We start from the raw sequence: 18,586 nt of genomic DNA, 5'->3' as shown, positions 1-18,586 counted from the left end.
ATAATCATAAAATTACATTTAGCTTATGATTTTAAAGAAAAATCCTTATCCGCGATTCGGGTTAAAATAGACAAGAAAAAAGCAGTCACCGTGATGACTGCTTTTCAAAAAGACTTAAATTTAGAAGTCGTAACGCATACCTAAAGATAAACCTAAAGCATCTTCGCCTTTAAAGCCTTTTACATTATTAGAACGCGCTTGTTCCCATGGGGTGAGGCTTGAGTTTTTGTCGTTAAGAACTGTCGCAATGTTACCGTATACTCTAACAGCCTTATCTAAGCGATGTTCAAGACCTACAGCAATAAGCGTGGCATTTGCATCTTCAGTATCTACATCACGATGCATCACTTGACCACGGACATATGTTTTAGGTGCAAACTTATAGTCTGCCGCTACACCGAATACTTGTGCATCAGGATTTTTCACATCGTTATCATGAGTTGTATATTGATAAAGTGCACCGACATTGAGTTCAGGTAAAACTTTGTATGCGCCAGCTAAGCGGAAACCATCTCTTTCACCACGAGTTGCATCTTCTTCGTAATGCTCGTACGCTGCAGCAAAATCAATAGGGCCTTCTTTGTACGTTAAAGCTAAGTCATAAGCTTTGTTATTCTTAGAGTCGCCTTTGGTTTGAATTACTTCACCTGTATTCGTGTCTACTACAGTCTCAGTGGTGCCTGGTGAATTTGTTTCATGTAGTGAAAGTGCAGCGATTACATTAAATCCATTACCGAACTTTGGTGATTTATATTCAATCGTATTTTCATTACGTTCATCAAAACGTAGGTCACCAGCACGAGTTACATTTCGAATATCGCCAACTTGGTCACCAAAGAAATTGACAGGTCCGCGTGCAGCTTTAAATGGGCTATCAAAACGACCAACACGTGTTTGACCGAAATCACCCTTTAAACCTACGAATGTATCACGAGTAGCAAAGTCAACTCCTGAATTTTGTCCACCACTTGCAAAATTAATCTCTTGTTCTATTTGACCGAAAACGGTCATGTTATTTTCTAATTCTTGTTCTACTTTAAAACCCAAGCGAGAAGAGTTTGATGATAAACCCACTTCGTTATAATCTTTACCATCATCTAAATAATCTAAAGATACATGCGCACGACCATAAATTTTTACATCTGCTGCGTTGGCGATTACTGGTGTAATGAGCATTGCCCCAACTGCTAAAGCGCAAAGTGTTTTTTTCATTCCTAGCTCCGTAAAATCAAGATTCTGTATCTTGATCATCATGTTGAGTAGCTTTTTGTTACTACTGTTCTGTTGTTGAGCTAAGTATCGTGTACAAATAAGTCATTAATATTAACGAAATATTTCAGAACCATTAAATTTTCTATATTTTGATTTGAATCTTAAAAATATATTCAAACAAGCAAATGGTCATATTCAAGGTCAAAAAAAGGAGCCTAAGCTCCTTTAATTAAATACAGTTATTTTTATTTCATGAAAAAATTACAATGCTGACTTAATCTTTTCAGCGAGCGCTTTAATTTTATCCTGATCACCCATTTGCATTGCATGTTTGCCGAGCTCATGAACAGAACTTGGAATCAAATGAAAATGCACATGAGGAACAGTTTGACCTGCAGACGCACCAGAGAGTTGCATAAGCACAATACCTTTCACATCTAATGCTTTTTTCATTGCTTTAGCAACTTTTTGCACAACTTGAATGGTATATGCAGCTTCTGCAGGATCAAGGTCGAGGAGGGTGACAGCAGGAAATTTTGGGATGACCAATGTATGACCTTCAGCCTGAGGCATAATATCCATGAATGCTAAAACACGATCATCTTCATACACTTTGATTGCAGGAAGCTCTCCGCGAATAATTCGTGCAAAAATATTTTGATCATCGTAAGTCATAACTGGTCCTTGCTAGAATAATAGAATAAATTGAACGCTATTATTTACAATTCAATTCTTTTTGACGAGCTTTAATTGCATCTAATTTTTGCTGTTCTCTTTCGGAGAATTTTGGCTTCGTGGTATTGCAGTTTTCGTTACCATATTTCGCTTTAGCATCAGGGTCTTTGAAACAAAAACCTTTTGCTGCATAGATAATATTGTATTCGTCTTTGATTTTTTCACATTCTTTGGTTGTATCAGCGAATGCAGAAACCCCAGCTGACATTAAAAATGCAGCAACTAAACCTAAGAATAATTTATTCATGAGAACCCTCAAATGGACATATATTATTGTCACTTGATTACATTATATGACCAGACTGTTCAATTTCAATGGCTAAAAATTATTCTAAAGTAATTTTACTCCATGATTCATACATTTTTACTGCAGCAGAAAAATCACTGTCTACCTCTAATGAATCATTGGCAGCTTGAATTAAGCTTTGCGTTAAAGCAATCACGGGCGCTGAAAGATTGGCATCACGGACTAAGTCAACAGCAATACCCGTGTCTTTGGCTAAAAGCGGTAAAGCAAAAGTGAGAGGGAAACTTCGGTTAAATACGCGTTGAGGAAGTACATTTTCAGTGACGCCACTTTTACCACTGGATGCATTAATGCAATCTAATGCTTCATTCAGATTAACGCCGTGCGCTTTCAGCGTTGTAAAGCCTTCTGCGGCTGCACACAAATGAACCGCGAGCATCATATTATTCACGGCCTTAACTGCAAAGCCAGAGCCTGAGTGGCCAACATGCTTAATTAGTTTTCCTAATGTTTGCATTGCGGGTAAGGCTTTTTGAAATGCTTCTGCATCACCACCGACCATAAACGTAAGTGTTGCATTTTCAGCACCGATGGTCTGACCGCTGACAGGTGCATCTAAAAAAGCGACATTTCTGAGTTTAAGTTTATCAGCTTGTAAACGAGCTGCTTCAGGAACACCACTAGTACAGTCAATCCAGACTGAACCTGACTTGATATTAACCTGATCCAAAATCGAATCTACTTCGGCACTGGTTGGCAAACATGAAAAAATAATATCAGCTTGTACCGCTTGTTCTAGTTCAACAGCCTGAGTACCGTATTCAGTTGCATGTTGCTTGGCTTTATCAAAACTTCTATTCCAAACCAGAACATTCTCAAATTGTTGAGGTAAATGCGCTGCCATTCGATAGCCCATTGCGCCTAGTCCAATAAATGCAACTGTTGTCATTCGATTTACTCGTATTGATTGGTTTTAAGTATTTAAATAGATGTTGAACGTTCAGCCAGCCATTGAGATAATTTTGGCCAAAATTCATCAGCACTTTTTTGACTCGACATCAAGCCTAAATGCCCACCGGGAATAAGAGTAAACGTGACATCTGGACTATTTGTCAATTTAGTCAATGGTCTAACAGCATCTGCTGTCACCATTTGATCGCTCTGACCCGCACCAACAAACAGAGCACAGTCTATATTTTTTAATTCTATTTTTTTATCTCTTAATTGAATATAGCCTTGATTGAGTGGGTTTTTTAACCAAACATTAAAAAGCATGTCTTGATTGATACCAGCAGGATAATCAATCATATGATTTAGAAAATAGCCTAAGGTGGCATGTTCATGAAGAAGTTTTTGATCATCTAGGTTCAACAAAAGTTGTTTATGTCCTTCATACCAGCCTTTTGGATCTAATATTTTAAATCCAAATGCATTTAAAAATCCGGGTGTATGTAATAAGCGTTTCGGAATACTGCCACTGTAAATTTTACGTTGCAGGACTCGGTTTTTTTCCAAAATTTGATTCACTTTTTTATATAGTTTTCCGATACCACCGGATGCAAAGCTATCAATCGGACTACCTAATACAATTAAATTTTTGACATGATTATTTTGACGTAATGCAGTGTAGAGCAGAACAAAAATACCGGCCATACTCCAGCCATGCAGTGAGATTTGATCTGATTTCGAGTGCGCCACAATTTGTTCAATACAGTTCGGGATGGCATGGTCAATAAAGCTTAAAAAGTTTAGATCACGGTCATGGTAACTAAAATTCCCCCAATCAATCAGATAAACATCAAAACCTTGATCAACATAGTATTTGATTAAAGAGCGATAGGGATATAAATCGTAGATATCCATTTTGATTGCCAATGGAGCAACAAAAACCAATGGCTCACGGTACTTTTTATTTGGCGCAGCATAATATCGAATTTCGCTTTGCTGATAAGTACCTATCACATCATAGGGCGTCGCTTGAGACAAAACCAAAGACTTCCCATAAAAAATACGGGTTGCTAAATTTTTTAATTTGTATTGTTTGTCTGCAATTGTTTTTTTGAGCTGTTGCATGAACTGTGAATGTCTCATCATCATATGATTTGTACGAAGTGTAGGCGATATTTGTTTATTTTACCTTGACCTTAAATACTATAGACGCTCAAAATGTTGGCAATTATTAACAAAGGCAGTCATGTGACTGATTCATCGTAATGAGCCAACAAAACGATACTGAATATAAACTTGATACTTTAGCCATTCGTACTGGACATAACCGTACCTTCGAAGGTGAGCATAGTGAGCCAATTTTTTTAACTTCATCATTTGTTTGTGAAAACGCGGCTGATGCAGCTGCTAAATTCTCTGGTGAAATCGAAGGAAATACCTATTCACGCTATACCAACCCAACGGTTCAAGCCTTTGAAAAGCGTTTGGCTGTGATGGATGGCGCTGAAGCTGCTGTTGCAACAAGTTCAGGTATGGCGGGTGTTCATGCAATCACTTTGGCTTATTTAAAGTCAGGCGATCATGTGATTTGTTCTCGTGCGGTGTTTGGCTCAATTCTTTCGTTATTTGAAAAATACGTGATCAAATTTGGCGTTGATGTTAGTTTTGTTGATTTAGAAGATCATGATGCTTGGAAACAAGCAATTCGTCCAACGACACGATTACTTTTTATTGAAACCCCATCAAATCCATTGGCTCAAGTGGGTGACATTCAAGCGATTGCTGATATTGCACATGCACATGGTGCATTATTTGCGGTAGACAATACCTTCTGTACACCCGTACTTCAGCGCCCAATTCAATTTGGTGCTGATCTGGTGATTTATTCATCAACGAAATATATTGATGGTCAAGGCCGTGCTTTGGGTGGAGCAGTTGTTGGTAGTGCCAAACTTATGGAAGAAATTACAGGTGTGATTCGTACACTGGGTAATTCATTGAGTCCATTCAATGCATGGATTTTCTTAAAAGGTTTAGAGACACTCAGCTTGCGTATGAAAGCGCATTGCGCAAGTGCACAGAAATTGGCTGAATGGTTAGATGCGCATCCAAAGGTTGAAAAAGTCTATTACGCAGGTTTACCGCACCATCCCGGTCATGAACTGGCAAAAAAACAACAGTCAGGTTTCGGTGGCGTAGTTTCATTTGTGGTCAAAGGTGAGCGTCAAGGCGCGTGGACAGTCATTGATAACACCCGCTTTTTATCAATCACCAGTAATCTCGGTGACGTAAAGTCAACCATTACACATCCTGCGACGACCTCTCATGGCAGAATGTCCGCTGAAGCGAAGCAAGCTGCGGGGATTAGTGAAGGTTTAATTCGTGTCTCTGTTGGTTTAGAAGATATTGATGATATTATTGGTGATATTCAACGTGGCTTAGAGCTGATCTAACAATCAGTGGGTTTGAAATAGTTTATTCACATTTTTAAATTGAAATTTATGTTCGGAGAAAGATATGAACATTAATATGTTGATGCAACAAGCACAGCGCATGCAAAAAGACATGGAAGCGAATGTAAAGAAGGCGAAAGAAGAACTCGCTCAAACTGAAGTTCATGCAGAAGCAGGTGGTGGTCTCGTTAAAGTAACCATGACTTGTCGCAACGTGGTTAAACGTATCGAAATTAGCCCTGAATTACTTCAAGATGATCCAGATATGATTGAAGACTTGATTGCAGCAGCCATGAATGATGCAGCTCGTCAAGCAGAAGTCGTTTCAGAAGAAAGAATGAAATCTGCAAATACAGGTATGGGATTGCCACCTGGTCTAGCAGGTATGTTCTAAGGAATCAATCAATGTTTAGTGATCGTTTTGATCAGCTTGTTCAAGCATTGAGAATTCTACCTAGCGTTGGGCCGAAATCGGCTCAGCGTATGGCATTGCATCTCATTATGAAAAATAAGCAAGGTGCAATGGGTTTGGCTCATGCATTAAATGAAGCAACGTCTTATATTCATGAATGTAGTTTATGTCATTCATTGACTGAAGAAGAAGTGTGTAATATTTGCCTATCTAGCGAGCGTGATGAAACCTTACTTTGTGTGGTTGAATCACCTGCTGATGTGATGGCCATTGAGCAAAGTGGTAGCTTTAAAGGAAAATATCACGTTTTAGGTGGTCATTTATCACCTTTGGATGGTATTGGTCCTGAAGAAGTTGGTATTCCATTTTTGGTACAGCGCTTATCTGATGGGCGAGTCAAAGAAGTGGTGCTGGCAACCAACGCGACGGTAGAAGGGCAAGCCACTGCTCATTATTTAGTCGAAGCAACGCGTCATTTACCCTTGAAAATGACTCGAATTGCGCAAGGTGTACCTCAAGGCGGAGAGCTTGAGTACGTCGATAGCCATACACTCAGCCAAGCTTTACACAACCGGATGCAAATGAAATAAGCACCAAGCGTGCTTTTTTTAGCAATTGATTACAAAAATCCTAAGTGGGTTACTTTTCATTTTATTTATCTATGGCAATATCGGTGATTAAAGTTAAGATGTTCAGCGTGGTAGTAGGTTATTGAAAATTATTGAATTAATTTATATAAAGTATAAATATTTATATTTATAAATAATTTTTTAATTAAAAACATATGGTTGCTCTATTTTTAAACTCGTCATTTATATTTAAAATAGATTTATTAGGTTAAACTATTGAGTAACACTCGCGTAATTTTTTGACAGTTCTACTATGTTTAAATTCATTCATCAACAAAACGAACTTGAAAATGTATTGGATCTGATGAATCAGAATTCAGTCTATGGTTTAGATACTGAATTTATTAAAGTAAATACCTTATGGCCCAAATTAGGTGTTTTACAAATTAATATTGATGGTCAAGTATTTTTGCTGGATGGAACGACATTAGATCTCAGTTCATTTTGGGCTAAAATTTTTAAAGCCAACCAAAATATATTTCATGCCTGTGGCGAAGATATTGATCTCATCTATCACTATTCAGAAAAGAAGCATCTTAAAAATGTATTTGATACTCAAGTTGCTTTATCTTTTTTAGGCCATGGTTTACAAGTCAGTTATCAAAATGCGCTAAAACAGATTTTAGATATTGATATAGATAAGGGGCAGACACGCTCAGATTGGTTGGCTCGTCCATTGAGTGATGAACAAAAAAGTTATGCAGCTAATGATGTTTTATACATTATGCAACTGGCAGATCAGTTAAAAGCTGATCTAGTTAAAAAGCGTTTATATGACAACGTGTTAGAAGACTGTACGAGTTTAACTTTAGATATTGCCAGCGAAACACCAAAATCTAAACTCTATTTAGATGTCGGGAATTATCGTCATTCTCGTCGTCAATTGATGCAACTTCAGTTGCTTAGCGTGTGGCGTGAAGAAATGGTGAAGGCCCTAAATCAACCACGTAGTTTTATACTCAAAAACTCCACGATGATTGATTTGGTTGAAAAGAATCCAAAGAATACTTTTCAATTGTCGCAAATTAAAGATATTCGTCCAAATGTGGTTCGTGAATACGGCAAAATTATTTTAGACATTATCAAAGAGTTACCTGATCAAGATGAGTGGCCACTGCGAATCGCACGTCCAATTCGTCATTCATCTCAGGGCATTACGCAAAGTGTTGATGAGTTAATCGAAAATATTGCGGGCGAGGTCGATATTCCCAAAGAAGTATTAATGCGTAAAAAGTGGCTGGGTTCTTTATATCAGCATGTGGTTTTTCATGGTGATGAACAAGACTTACCTCCATATTTACTCGGTTGGCGCTACGATATGCTTACAAGACCATTGATTCATTTGCTCAATGATGATGTTGACTATTTATCTAAGCAAATGAAAGTAAATGATTAAATAGTGAGTGACTTAGTAGGCATAGCACTGTTTTATGCCTACTCAATTGAGAGCATTTAAGATCGGATCTCAAAAACTTAAATGAGATGGTCGTATAAATTCTTTGGATTGATTTAAATTATTTGCATGACTCAATGCTAAGATTGAGATCATTTAGACATGAGAATTTAATAAATAAAGTGTGTAAATCAATAGAAAAGTTCTAAGTTATAATTTATAAGTTGATCGCGAATCGATTTGTTTTATGTATAAATAATAAACAAGCAAAGTGGTAGCTAAGTCAAGACGACTGTTGCGTTAACAAACGCTAATGTATCTGAGATTATTTTGTTGTATGCTTTGCAATGAGTTTTATTGGTGTTGTATACAAATGTGGTGTGAAATCTATAAATCAAGCAAAAAAGATGAAATGTATCTTTACGTTGCTCGTGTAAATTCTTCTGATGATGAAGGTAATCCAGCAGATCCTTTAGGTGTATTATCTGATGCGCTTAAGTCGGCATTTGGTCGTGCAACTTTTGTGATGTCGATTGAATTACATGCAGAGAAGAAGTTAGCACGTGCGAATGTTATGCATGTTATGGATTCTATTCAAACCAAAGGATTTTATATCCAACTGCCTCCAGAAGGGTTAATTAACCCGAATGCAGTTGAACCAGAGGGGTTACGCGGTGCGTGAAGATCAACCAGGAATATGGGCTCAATTTTTATCAATGCTGGATTCAATTCCTGAAGACAGTATTGCCATCGCAGTTTATGTTCTTGGTACATTGATCATTCTGTGGTGTTGGTATTCCATTGCTAAGCGTTTACCTTCACCACTTGGCGGAATTACTTGGGTATTGGTATTTGCAATCCTTGCAACGCCGACTGTTTCCGAAGGACCTAACTCCGCTATCGCACCTGCAATTTTTGGTCTGATTTTTGGTGTACTCACCAAAGATTCACCCTTGATCTGGTCTAATCTCTCATTGATCACACTCGTTGTTGGGATTGGTTTAGTGGCTGGGTTCTTTTGGTCAAAATACATCACAAATAAAAAATCAGTGCAAACCAGCACGCAATCCAAAATTTCGACTCCACTTTAAATAAAAATAAGGTTAGAACATGTCTGCAGATGCTCAACAATTTTCTGGTACAGATCATTACATTGCGACTGATAGTCTTAAACTTGCTGTCAAAGCAGCACGTGCGCTTCAAAAACCTTTATTGGTTAAAGGTGAACCGGGTACAGGTAAAACCTTATTGGCAGAACAGGTTGCACAGAGTTTAGGACTTAAACTGATCACATGGCACATTAAATCGACCACCAAAGCACAACAAGGCTTGTACGAATATGATGCCGTTTCACGTTTACGTGATAGCCAGTTAGGGGATGAGCGTGTTTACGACATTAAAAATTACATTAAGCCGGGTAAATTGTGGGAAGCTTTTACCAGTGAAGAGCGTTGTGTTTTATTAATTGATGAAATCGACAAGGCAGACATTGAGTTTCCAAATGATTTACTTCATGAATTGGATAAAATGTCATTTTTTGTCTATGAAACAGGAGAAACCATTACAGCGACTCAACGTCCAATCGTGATTATTACTTCAAATAATGAAAAAGAATTGCCAGATGCATTCCTACGCCGTTGTTTCTTTCATTATATTGAATTCCCAGATGAAGCAACGATGAGAGACATTATTGCCGTCCACTTTCCACGTATTTCAACGTCTTTGGTCAATGAAGCATTACAAGTATTTTTTAAATTGCGTCAAGTACCGGGTTTAAAGAAACCGCCTTCAACCTCAGAGTTGATTGATTGGCTGAGTCTACTTATGGCTGATGACATGCCAGAAGATGTGCTTCGTAATCACGACAAGTCAAAATCAATACCACCACTGTACGGTGCATTGATCAAAAATGAACAGGATGTGCAGTTACTTGAGCGTCTTGCATTTATGGCACGACGTTAGAAGGTAAGCACCCATGTTCGTAAGATTATTTTATACCTTGCGAAAATACGGGATTCCCGTAACGACGCGTGAACTCATTGATTTAAATGAAGCAGTTAGCCAAGGGCTGGTCTTTGCAGATCAAGACGAATTCTATCAACTCGTTAAAACCATTATGGTTAAAGACGAGCGTTTCTTTGATAAGTTTGACCGTGCAATCAAAGATTATTTCGAAGGTATACAAACTTTTGATCTAGATGATTTGATGGGTAAGCTCCATCAAATTCCAAAAGATTGGCTGGATTTAGAATTACTTGAAAAGCATTTAACACCTGAACAGCGAGAGGCGCTTGAAAAAGCCGGCTCTTTAGAAGAATTGATGAAAATGCTCGAAGAGCGTTTGCGTGAACAACACAAAAAGCATCAAGGTGGTAATCGTATGATTGGCACAGGAGGAACTTCTCCTTTTGGTGCTTTTGGTGATCATCCTGAAGGGGTTCGAATTGGTGGGCCAGGACGTAAAAAATCGGCTGTTAAAGTTTGGGAACAGCGTAAATATCAAAATCTAGACGATGATCAAATTTTAGGTACACGTCAAATGCAAATGGCATTACGCCGTTTACGTAAGTTTGCGCGTCAAGGTGCTGAAGAAGAGTTAGATATTAATCAAACGATTCGTGAGACGGCTAAACAGGGTATTCTCGATGTTCAAATGGTACCTGAACGCCGTAACCGCATTAAAGTGTTGATGTTGTTTGATGTAGGTGGCTCTATGGATGCCCATATTGCCCAATGTGAAAAACTATTTAGCGCTGCCAAGACTGAATTTAAAACGCTTGAATATTTCTATTTCCATAACTGTCTGTATGATTATGTCTGGAAAGATAACCATCGCCGGTCATCCACAAAAATGAATACCCAAGATTTGTTGAATACTTATGGGAAAGACTATCGTGTCATCGTCGTTGGCGATGCGAGTATGGCACCCTATGAGTTGCGTTCGGCAGGTGGTTCAGTTGAGTATATGAACGAAGAAGCGGGTGAGGTTTGGTTACGACGCTTAAGACAGCACTATGAAAAAACCGCGTGGCTGAATCCAGAAGTAGAAAAGTATTGGCATTACACGCAAACCATTGGATGGATTAAGCAGATCTTTGAAGATCATATGTATCCGATGAGCTTGAAAGGCATTGAGGATATGACGAAATATTTATCTCGTTAATTTTTAATTATTTAATATTTGAAATAAGCGATTAAATGCTCAGTAAATCTTGAATTAGTTTTAAATTCAGCATTAAGTAAGTGACGTAATTCTGTGTAGGGGATTGGAATGCAACATCAAATCAATGGCATCGCTTTACCAAATGAAGAAGGCTTCTTTGGAGCATATGGCGGTCAATTTATTCCGCCACATTTAAAAGCAGCGATGGATGAAATCAATGTCGCATACGAGGAAATTCGCCATACAGCAGCGTTTAAAAATGAATTAGCCGATTTGTTCGCGAATTATGTGGGTCGTCCAAGTCCACTCTATCATGCGAAGCGTTTGTCTGAGCAGTTGGGTGGGGCACAAATTTATTTAAAACGTGAAGACCTCAATCATACCGGTGCACATAAAATTAACCATTGTTTAGGCGAAGCTTTGCTTGCTAAATACATGGGTAAAAAGAAAGTCATTGCTGAAACTGGTGCAGGTCAACATGGTGTTGCTTTAGCAACAGCATGCGCACTTGTCGGTATTCCATGTGAAATTCATATGGGGCAAGTGGACATTGAAAAAGAACATCCGAATGTGGTTAAGATGAAAATCTTAGGTGCAAATTTGATTGCTGTAACACGTGGTACAGCAACCTTAAAAGATGCTGTCGATAGTGCATTTGAAGAATATTTAAAAGATCCGAAAAGCTTTATTTATGCGATTGGATCTGTGGTTGGTCCTCATCCATTCCCAAAAATGGTACGTGATTTCCAAGCGATCATTGGCGATGAAATTAAAGTACAAACCGAAGAGCGTTTCAATAAGCATCCAGATTATGTTGTTGCATGCGTGGGTGGTGGTTCAAATGCGATGGGCGCTTTTACAGCATTTTTAAATGAACCAAATGTGAAACTGGTGGGTGTAGAGCCCGCAGGTTTAGGTCTAGATACAGATATGCATTCCGCAACTTTAACCTTAGGTAAGCCAAGCCAGTTACACGGTATGGCATGTTATGTACTTGAAGATGAAAACGGGGAGCCATTACCTGTGCATTCAATCGCATCAGGTTTGGATTATCCAGGTGTAGGTCCACAGCACAGTTTCTTAAAAGATTTAGGTCGTGCGGAATATTCAACAGCTTCAGATCAAGATTGCTTAGATGCGTTTATGACTTTGTCACGTGTTGAAGGGATTGTCCCTGCTTTAGAAAGTTCACATGCAGTCGCATGGGCGATTCGTGAAGCGCCCAAAATGTCTAAAGATATTAATATCGTTGTGAACTTGTCTGGACGTGGAGATAAAGATTCGGATTATGTCGCTGAAAAATTAGGTTTAAATTAATTTTGTTAAACCGAAAACCCAGTATTGAATACTGGGTTTTCTCTGACGGTGTCTATGCTTGGGGTTATAAAATAGAATTATCAGTTAACTTCATTTTAATAAGTCTAATTTGAATTAATGATTTAGTTAAAATCTAATATTTAAAAGTATGCTATGTGGAAGTAATTTTTATTATTTTAGAGGTATAGTGCAATGATTGGCTTGTGAGCTTAATTAAAATGAGAGAATTTAGTAAGGTCTAACGTTATAAGCATATGTATAACACCAAGACTAAATATTTTTTAATTTCATGCGCTTATATCTCTATCTTTGATTAATTAAAAACTATAAAATTCTCATCAATATTAAACAATAAAGAGTATTACTCTTTTCAAGAGTTTTTATAATCGATGAATAAATTAGTACCAACAATTTTCATTTTCGCAATATTACTTAGCGGTTGTAAAAACCCATTTGAAGCTCAAGATACAGGTGTAGACCAATTAAATAAAATTGAAAATCGTTGGGAGGATGCTCACACTCTAGCATCATCTACAGCACGTATAGCATTAGCAGTGCCAGTGAGCGAGTTGCAAGATATTAAACGTGAGTTAGCAGAATTAGAAGTGAGTGATTGTTTAAAACCTGCAAAAGAATCTTTGGATTCGTATATGAGTTCTCATATCTCCAATTTTCTTAACTTTATGGCAGATACCGACTCGCTTAATAATCATTCAAACACAAAAATAGTTGAATACTTTTCAATTAAAAGAAAGTGTACAGGTGAAAATATCCAATCGAATTCAAAATTGGCGGCAGAAGCAAAAGCTTTAGAAATAATAATAGAAGCAGAAGCAAAATTAGCAGCGGACAGAAATGCTAAAATTGATGCAGAGGTTAAAAGTACAGGTGCAACTCGAGAATCTATAGTGGCACGTATGGAATTAGAAGAAGAAGCAGCTGAAGCAGTAGCAGAGGTAGAAAAGGCTGCATCAGAAGCAGTAGCTGCATTAGAAGCACTAAATTTGGATCAATAAGTGAATTTGATATTTGTCTAATATTTCAAAAGGATTGCCATACGTGTATAAAACTTTAATTTAATTCACGTACAACCATCAATTTTTCCTAACTGAATAGTCTTCTACGAGGTGAACTGGGTAAAAGTGCTTTCAAGACCCTGCTACCATCAAAGGTTCTCAGATCACCATCAAGCTTCTGATCTAACTTGTCTCGATAACAATGCCGTGTAACTGCATCATCTAAACCATTCTCTCCAATCCGATTTAGATAATGGAATGGTATCTCAGCATTTTGTCTTGGAGCACAGTAAACGCTACGGACTCCATCCAATTCTTTAATCTGATCACACAATTCCATAACCTTACTTCGGCTAATGTTGCTAGCGATTACCATGAAGTGATAATGCAATCCTGCTCCGTACTCATTCTTATATTCTCGTGTCCATCTGAAATAAAATTTATCAGGTGTTAAGACATTCTCTTTAATTTTACTTGGATTAAATCGTAGTGAGCGTACATCAAAGAATACATCATCTAATTCTTCTGAGGTTACATAATGGTCTTCTACGTTTACGGTAATGTCGAATACCATGTAGTTTGATTCTAGGTCTTTTACTGACAGTTCATGATAAAAGTCAAGTGCATCTACAATCTTATTTAGTTGATATTTATCGTAGGTATACCTATCGTTTACTTTAAATCCTCTATACTTGTTTAGGTTCGTTAGTTTCACTACTCTTGGCATATCTGTTTTATTTCCTCCTGTGGAATGGTTACTGGTTATTCACCTCTTACTGTTATCTTTTAATACCTACCACAACAACTCTTACTACCTTAGCAATGTAGTCAAATAATAAAGTGAATAGCCACCGATTTTGTAGACACCCTTTAGTTAGATAAAATGGCTAATTAACGAGGTGCTTATGAGCAGTAAACGATACCCTGAAGAATTCAAAATTGAAGCAGTAAAACAAGTCACTGAGAAAGGTCATAGTGTGGCTGAAGTCGCTGCACGTTTAGGAACCACCACTCATAGTCTGTATGCCTGGATTAAACGTTATGATCCACAGCAACCAAAAACAATAGAATCTAGTGATCCAAGTACAGAATTAGCGAAATTAAGAAAAGAGCTGCAAAGGGTCACTGAAGAAAGGGATATTCTAAAAAAGGCCGCGGTGTACTTCGCAAGCCAGTCCAAATGAGGTACGCCTTTATTCAGGACAATCAGAACATATGGCCTGTCCGTCGTTTATGTTCAGCTCTGGATGTTCATCACAGTGGTTACTATGCATGGCTAAAGCAACCTACCAGTAAAACTGCCAAGAAACGGCAACAGCTTTCAGGATTGATTAAACAATTCTGGCTGGAATCTGGTGGAGTTTACGGCTATCGCAAGATTCACTGTGATTTGAAAGATGTTGGCGAAAGTTGTGGAATCAATCGAGTACATCGACTCATGAAGGCGAATGGTCTCAAATCGCAGCGTGGCTATCGTAAACCTAGAGCTCGCGCTGGTACTCCAGCTGTCGTTGCCGCAAACACTTTAGACCGACAGTTTAACCCAACTCATCCCAATCAAATGTGGGTGACTGTCATCACTTATGTCCGTACTCATGAAGGATGGTTATATCTTGCAGTTGTGATTGACTTGTTTTCACGTCTTGTTGTTGGCTGGTCAATGAAATCTAGAATCACAACAGATCTAGTTTTAGATGCACTACTGATGGCTTTGCGGCGAAGGAATCCAAAGAACAAAGTGCTGATCCATTCTGACCAAGGCATCCAATACACCAGTCATGAATGGCTGACATTTCTCAAGCATCATAATCTTGAAAGCAGTATGAGTAGACGAGGAAATTGCCATGACAATGCTGTTGCCGAGAGCTTTTTTCAACTGTTAAAACGAGAGAGGATCAGAAAGAAAATATATGCATCAAGAACTGAAGCTAGGTCTGATATCTTTGAATATATTGAGATGTTCTACAATTCAAAACGCAGGCATGGTTCCAATGGTCAGCGTTCTCCATTAGATTATGAAAAGGCCCATCAAAAGATGGTTATGTGTGTCTAGAATTTTGGTGGCTATTCATATATCTTTGATAAAAATAATGCTTTAAGGAATTTCAATGCATGCATGATAGGGGTGGCATATGAAGATAATGATTCTTTCTTATTCGTTAATCTCACCATAGATGATGAAGAAATAGATAATAATACGCTTTACTACCATGCTCATGTTACAAGTGGAAAAATTGAAAGTTCAGAGGGGGAGGAGGATTTTTACAGTGAAGAGAGCATCGAAGATTTACTTGCTCAATTACCCTTGATTGTTTCTGATTTAAGCTATTATGTTTATAAGCTAGAAGAGGCTTAGAGCTAAGTAGTGAATATGTGTTAACAGCACTTTTTCCTAGGCTACCTAACCCTGATATTCATGATCTAGATGAATTTAAATTAGAGGCTATTAAGTTAGTGTCTATGCTTAACCATTAAGATTATAGAGTTATTTTTTTATTCAAGTCATTGGTAAGCGTCCGCTGAACCCCACTTTTCTTATTTGCTCAATATCCCGATAGTGTCCATTATTTATTAAATGGACATTATGTTTATGGCCTTAGACACTTTTATAGACACTGAACAAACGACAGAAAGAACCCGCAGAATCTTCGCAGCTGAGTTTAAACAGTACCTGGTCGAGCTTTGCCAGCAGCCAGATACGTCAGTAGCTAAGGTTGCAATGCAACATCAGATCAATGCCAATCTGCTGCATAAATGGATTCGCCAGTCCAGATCAATGCCCCCTGCATTAAAAAGCCCATCCAGTCCACAGACCGACTTTCTTCCCATCATTCTTCACCCGACTCCAGTCAGACAAGAAGCACCTCCGCCACCTGTGCCAGAGAAGAATGCTGTCGCTCATATCAGGATTCCATTGCATAAGGAACAAGGTTCCGCACGGGATCAGATGATCGAGATCGACTGGCCGGTGGAATCGGCAAAGGAATTACTGCCTTTAATTCAGGGCTTGATCAAATGATCCGTATCGATGAAATCTGGCTTGCTACCCAGCCGATGGATATGCGTGCAGGTATGGATACTGCCATGGCTCAGGTGCTGAGAGCATTTGGCTATATCAAACCACACTGCGCCTACCTGTTCTGTAATAAACGTGGCCATCGCATGAAAGTACTGGTGCATGATGGACTGGGCATCTGGCTGTGTGCCCGGCGGTTGGAACAGGGCAAATTTCACTGGGCTCAGGTTCACCAGGGTGAAACCGTGGCGATCAGCCCGGAACAGTTACAGGCGTTAATTCAGGGTCTGCCCTGGCAGAGAATCGGCTTACAGCAGGTGGTGAATATGCTCTAAACCAAGCTCATCCATTCTGCTATTCTCCAAACGTTTTATTTACACATATTCATGATCTCAGCCATACTGCGGTCATGAATACGCTGCCTGATTTAAGCCAACTGACCCATGAACAACTGCTGGAATTTACCCGGCAGTTGGCGCTGCAGCATCAACAACTCGCAGAAGATAAACAACAATTAGATGCCAAAGTTCAACATCTTGAAGTCACGAATCAACATCTTTCCATTCTTAATCAAAAATACGAGCATGAGCTTGCGCTATTTAAACAGCATAAATTCGGCAGTAAAAACGAACATCTAAGCGCAAAACAAATCCATCTATGGGACGAAGCGGTCGAAGAAGATATTGCTGCGGTTGATCTGGAACTGGAACGGCTGAATGCAGATAAAACCAATGCAGCTGCGCAGAAAGCCCCAGTCAACAAACCTAAACGTCGACCACTGCCAGATCACCTGCCAACCCTCCGTATTGAGCATGAACCTGCATCAACCCAATGTGCTTGTGGCTGCACCTTGCGTCGTATTGGCGAAGATATCAGTGAAAAACTGAATTTCAGACCGGCACAGTTCTATAAGGAACAGCATGTGCGTGGCAAATGGGTGTGTGATCAATGTGACACACTGACCCAACAAGCAATGCCGGCCTATGTGATTGAGAAAGGAATCGCTGCACCTGAACTGCTTAGCCATGTACTGGTGTCTAAATATGCCGATCATTTACCACTGTACCGTCAACGTCAAATCTTTCTACGCGCAGGTGTTGATCTGTCCAGATCAACCTTATCTGACTGGATAGGTCGCTGTGGTGTAGAGTTAGAAGGCCTAACCGATGCATTAAGGAAGGTGATCCTACAGCAAGCGGTGATTCATGCAGATGAAACACCTGTCACCATCATGCGGATGGATGATAAAGATAAAAAACCGAAGAAAGGTTATGTCTGGGCTTATGCAACAACTCAATATAATCCAATTCAAGCCGTGATTTATGACTTTCAGGATAGCCGTTCAGGTCAGCATGCTGAAGAGTTCCTGAAAGGCTGGCAGGGTCATCTGGTCTGTGATGATTACAGTGGCTACAAAGCACGCTTTAGATCAGGTCAGGTCATTGAGGTGGGCTGCATGGCGCATGCACGTCGTAAATTCCATGAGTTGCATGTGACTGGAAAAAGTCCGATTGCAGAACAGGCTTTGTTCTTGATTCAGAAGCTCTATGCGATAGAGGCTGAAATAAGAAAAAATACCGACGGTACAGCAGAACAACGCTATAAGTACCGGCAACAGTATAGTCAAGCTGTTATGCAGCAACTGTATGAATGGCTGACACAACATCAACTTGCAGTACCCTTAAGCTCTGCAACTGCTAAAGCCATCAATTACAGCCTAAAACGTTGGGAAGCCTTAAGCCGTTATCTGGATGATGGCAATCTACCTATTTGCAATAATTGGGCAGAGAATCAAATGCGGCCTTGGGCTTTGGGGCGTAAGAACTGGTTATTTGCAGGTTCGCTGCGCAGTGGTCAGCGAGCGGCAAATATCATGACTTTAATCCAGTCAGCAAAACTGAATGGGCTGGATCCGTATGCCTATTTAAGTGATGTGCTGAAAAGGTTGCCGACACATAAAGTGACTCAAATAGAAGAATTACTGCCACACCGCTGGAAACCTGAACCCCGTTAAAACATAGCAATGGGGTTCAGCGGATGTTTAC

Annotated in this window: 21 protein-coding genes; 15 read left to right on the top strand and 6 right to left on the bottom strand. The window is 39.0% G+C overall.

Annotation, left to right across the window (positions count from 1 at the left end; translation table 11 throughout):
- Positions 1–120 precede the first annotated feature (120 nt).
- From AC5YD2_RS15085 to AC5YD2_RS15065, 5 genes are all read right to left on the bottom strand, one after another.
- Positions 121–1,212 carry a porin gene (locus tag AC5YD2_RS15085; RefSeq protein ID WP_496127107.1) on the bottom strand — a complete coding sequence of 364 codons (1,092 nt, stop codon included), beginning with the start codon at positions 1,210–1,212 and terminating at the stop codon, positions 121–123.
- A gap of 261 nt (positions 1,213–1,473) precedes the next feature.
- Positions 1,474–1,887 carry an HIT family protein gene (locus AC5YD2_RS15080; protein WP_496127106.1) on the bottom strand — a complete coding sequence of 138 codons (414 nt, stop codon included), beginning with the start codon at positions 1,885–1,887 and terminating at the stop codon, positions 1,474–1,476.
- Between the two features lie 40 nt (positions 1,888–1,927).
- A complete protein-coding gene (locus AC5YD2_RS15075) occupies positions 1,928–2,194 on the bottom strand; it encodes a YARHG domain-containing protein (protein ID WP_496127105.1) in 267 nt (88 codons plus the stop codon).
- A 79-nt stretch (positions 2,195–2,273) separates the two neighbouring features.
- Positions 2,274–3,143, bottom strand: coding sequence for an NAD(P)-dependent oxidoreductase (locus tag AC5YD2_RS15070; RefSeq protein WP_496127104.1), 870 nt, complete (start codon positions 3,141–3,143; stop codon positions 2,274–2,276).
- A 32-nt stretch (positions 3,144–3,175) separates the two neighbouring features.
- Positions 3,176–4,267 carry an alpha/beta fold hydrolase gene (locus AC5YD2_RS15065; RefSeq protein WP_496127103.1) on the bottom strand — a complete coding sequence of 364 codons (1,092 nt, stop codon included), beginning with the start codon at positions 4,265–4,267 and terminating at the stop codon, positions 3,176–3,178.
- 140 nt (positions 4,268–4,407) lie between these two features.
- On the opposite strand from AC5YD2_RS15065, the gene AC5YD2_RS15060 reads away from it, so the two are divergent.
- The 10 genes from AC5YD2_RS15060 (at position 4,408) to AC5YD2_RS15015 (ending at position 13,525) form a co-directional block, all read left to right on the top strand.
- Positions 4,408–5,595 carry an O-succinylhomoserine sulfhydrylase gene (locus AC5YD2_RS15060; protein ID WP_496127102.1) on the top strand — a complete coding sequence of 396 codons (1,188 nt, stop codon included), beginning with the start codon at positions 4,408–4,410 and terminating at the stop codon, positions 5,593–5,595.
- Positions 5,596–5,659: 64 nt separating this feature from the next.
- Entirely contained in the window at positions 5,660–5,989 is a 330-nt protein-coding gene (locus tag AC5YD2_RS15055; protein ID WP_496127101.1) for a YbaB/EbfC family nucleoid-associated protein, read from the top strand.
- An 11-nt stretch (positions 5,990–6,000) separates the two neighbouring features.
- Complete coding sequence (recR, locus tag AC5YD2_RS15050) at positions 6,001–6,597, top strand: recombination mediator RecR (RefSeq protein ID WP_496127100.1); 597 nt, start codon at positions 6,001–6,003, stop codon at positions 6,595–6,597.
- 292 nt (positions 6,598–6,889) lie between these two features.
- Positions 6,890–8,032, top strand: a complete 1,143-nt coding sequence (locus AC5YD2_RS15045) for a ribonuclease D (RefSeq protein ID WP_496127099.1) — start codon at positions 6,890–6,892, stop codon at positions 8,030–8,032.
- A 370-nt stretch (positions 8,033–8,402) separates the two neighbouring features.
- A complete protein-coding gene (locus AC5YD2_RS15040; RefSeq protein WP_496127098.1) occupies positions 8,403–8,711 on the top strand; it encodes a YcgL domain-containing protein in 309 nt (102 codons plus the stop codon).
- Between the two features lie 34 nt (positions 8,712–8,745).
- Complete coding sequence (locus AC5YD2_RS15035; RefSeq protein WP_496127108.1) at positions 8,746–9,120, top strand: hypothetical protein; 375 nt, start codon at positions 8,746–8,748, stop codon at positions 9,118–9,120.
- A 19-nt stretch (positions 9,121–9,139) separates the two neighbouring features.
- Positions 9,140–9,991 (top strand): AAA family ATPase, encoded by an 852-nt coding sequence (locus AC5YD2_RS15030; RefSeq protein ID WP_496127097.1) that lies wholly within the window; start codon positions 9,140–9,142, stop codon positions 9,989–9,991.
- Between the two features lie 13 nt (positions 9,992–10,004).
- A complete protein-coding gene (locus AC5YD2_RS15025) occupies positions 10,005–11,192 on the top strand; it encodes a vWA domain-containing protein (protein ID WP_496127096.1) in 1,188 nt (395 codons plus the stop codon).
- 108 nt (positions 11,193–11,300) lie between these two features.
- Complete coding sequence (gene trpB / locus AC5YD2_RS15020; RefSeq protein ID WP_496127095.1) at positions 11,301–12,509, top strand: tryptophan synthase subunit beta; 1,209 nt, start codon at positions 11,301–11,303, stop codon at positions 12,507–12,509.
- Positions 12,510–12,898: 389 nt separating this feature from the next.
- Complete coding sequence (locus AC5YD2_RS15015) at positions 12,899–13,525, top strand: hypothetical protein (RefSeq protein WP_496127094.1); 627 nt, start codon at positions 12,899–12,901, stop codon at positions 13,523–13,525.
- 88 nt (positions 13,526–13,613) lie between these two features.
- On the opposite strand, the gene AC5YD2_RS15010 is transcribed toward AC5YD2_RS15015, so the two are convergent.
- The gene (locus AC5YD2_RS15010) at positions 13,614–14,252 is read right to left on the bottom strand and encodes a hypothetical protein (RefSeq protein WP_496127093.1); all 639 of its coding nucleotides are present in this window, start codon (positions 14,250–14,252) and stop codon (positions 13,614–13,616) included.
- A 178-nt stretch (positions 14,253–14,430) separates the two neighbouring features.
- Between AC5YD2_RS15010 and AC5YD2_RS15005 the strand changes: the two genes are divergently transcribed.
- From AC5YD2_RS15005 to tnpC, 5 genes are all read left to right on the top strand, one after another.
- Positions 14,431–15,578 (top strand): IS3 family transposase gene (locus AC5YD2_RS15005; protein ID WP_496127092.1). Its coding sequence is split into 2 segments (ribosomal slippage): positions 14,431–14,677 and positions 14,677–15,578, totalling 1,149 coding nucleotides; the frame shifts between segments, so codons are not numbered across the junction.
- Between the two features lie 72 nt (positions 15,579–15,650).
- Positions 15,651–15,881, top strand: a complete 231-nt coding sequence (locus AC5YD2_RS15000) for a hypothetical protein (RefSeq protein ID WP_496127091.1) — start codon at positions 15,651–15,653, stop codon at positions 15,879–15,881.
- 234 nt (positions 15,882–16,115) lie between these two features.
- Entirely contained in the window at positions 16,116–16,544 is a 429-nt protein-coding gene (locus AC5YD2_RS14995; RefSeq protein ID WP_496125720.1) for a transposase, read from the top strand.
- Entirely contained in the window at positions 16,541–16,876 is a 336-nt protein-coding gene (tnpB, locus tag AC5YD2_RS14990) for an IS66 family insertion sequence element accessory protein TnpB (RefSeq protein WP_496125721.1), read from the top strand. Before AC5YD2_RS14995 ends, tnpB begins: the two co-directional genes overlap by 4 nt.
- A 74-nt stretch (positions 16,877–16,950) precedes the next feature.
- Positions 16,951–18,555, top strand: a complete 1,605-nt coding sequence (gene tnpC / locus AC5YD2_RS14985; RefSeq protein ID WP_496125722.1) for an IS66 family transposase — start codon at positions 16,951–16,953, stop codon at positions 18,553–18,555.
- Positions 18,556–18,586: the final 31 nt, after the last annotated feature.

Source organism: Acinetobacter sp. CY73 (genome assembly GCF_059515865.1).
Note: the sequence above shows the minus strand (reverse complement) of the source record. Positions and strands in the feature narration are given on the sequence as shown.